Raw genomic sequence first — 1645 nt, 5'->3', positions numbered from 1 at the left:
CCACGGCAAAGCCGCGGCCCTGCTCGCCGGCGCGTGCGGCCTCCACGGCGGCGTTCAGCGCCAGGATGTTGGTCTGGAACGCGATCGAATCGATCACCCCGATGATGTCCGCGATCTTGCCGGACGAGCTGTGGATGCCGTGCATGGTCTGCACCACCTGCGCCACCACCTCGCCGCCCTGCGCGGCCACGCCGCTGGCGCTGGTGGCCAGCTCGCTGGCACGCGCGGCGCTGTCGGCGTTCTGGCGCACGGTCGCGGTCATCTGCTCCATCGATGCGGCGGTCTCTTCCAGAGCGCTGGCCTGGCTTTCGGTGCGGGCGGCCAGGTCGGTGTTGCCCTGCGCAATCTGCGCGCTGGCCGTGGCCACGCCCTCCGCGCCCTGGCGCACGCGGCCCACCACCTCGGTGAGCTGGCGGCGCATCTGCAACAGCGCGGCGATCAGGCGGCCCATTTCGTTGCTGCCGTGGGCGATGTCGCTGCCCGACAGGTCACCGCGCGCCACGGCGCGGGCCAGCTCCACGGCCTGCGCCACCGGCTGCGTGATGGAGCGCACGAAGACCAGCATCAGCACCGTGGCGCCCGCCAGCGTGCCCAGCAGCGCCAGCGCCTGCCACGCCAGCGTGGCGCGCAGGCGGTCGATGCGCGCCTGCAGGGCCTCGTCCACGCCCTGCATGGCCTGGGCGTTCAGTGCGTACAGCGCGTCGATGGTGCGGGTGTAGGTGTCGAAATACTCCTGCGCGGGCAGCGTCAGCGTGTCGGCCTGCAGCAGGGCCTTGTCGGCCAGGGCCAGCGTGGCCGTGATTTGCGCGTCCAGCGTGCGCGCGGGCGCGCCCAGCGTGGCAGCAAAGGCAGGGCTCGCCTCGGTGGCGCGCGCCAGGTTGCGCAGCGTGTCGCCCTGCAGCTCCACCACGCGCTGGCGCAGCGACTGCAGCAGCCCTTTGGCCTCCAGCGGCAGCTCGCCGCCGCGGCCCAGGAAGCCCGCGCCCTGGGCGCGCATCACGCCCAGCTTCTCACCCAGCTGCGGCGCATGCACCAGCGAGGCTTGGATCAGCGCGTTGGTGGCGAAGTCGGGGTCCAGCTGCAGCTCGTAGCTGTGCAGCAGCTGCTCGCCGGTCTGCAGCAGCGACGTGATCAGCGCCGTGTGCTGCGCCGTGCTTTGCGCGGCGGGCAGCGAGCGTGCGGCCACGGCCGGCTCCAGCTGCTGCCAGGCCTGCTGGGCGCGCTGCCAGGCGTCGCGCTGGGCCGCGGGCACCTGCGCCGCGTCCAGGCGGGCGGTGGCCTCGGCGAAGGCTTTGTTCACCGCATCGCGCGCGGCCGGGCGCCGGGCGGCCAGCGTCTCGTCGCCGCCCAGCATGCCGTTGGACAGGCCGCGGTGCACCTGCAGCCCCTGCACCACCTTGTGCAGCGCCAGCAGCGGCGGGGCGCCACGGGCCTCGTGGCGGGCGCGCGCCAGGTCGTCGAGCGCGCCGCTCACGAACAGCCAGGTGGGCACGGCGCTCATGAGGATGCCGGCGAGGCCCAGGATGAGGAATTTGTAAAGCAGCGGCAGGCGCTGAGAAAGCGAGGTCATAGCAGGAACCTTTCCTTGTCCGCGAGACCGCCTAGGGCCTGTTCACACTATTTTTGCCAGATGCGTTGCGATCAA

1 protein-coding gene is annotated in these 1645 nt (G+C 72.3%); it reads right to left on the bottom strand.

Going from position 1 to position 1645, the window contains the following annotated elements:
* The coding region (locus OX89_RS14695; protein ID WP_047351194.1) for a methyl-accepting chemotaxis protein at positions 1–1570 on the bottom strand (1570 nt) is incomplete at its 3' end.
* Positions 1571–1645 lie beyond the last annotated feature (75 nt).

It is taken from the genome of Diaphorobacter sp. J5-51 (assembly GCF_001023515.1).
Lineage (GTDB): Bacteria > Pseudomonadota > Gammaproteobacteria > Burkholderiales > Burkholderiaceae_C > Diaphorobacter > Diaphorobacter nitroreducens.
Note: the sequence above shows the minus strand (reverse complement) of the source record. Positions and strands in the feature narration are given on the sequence as shown.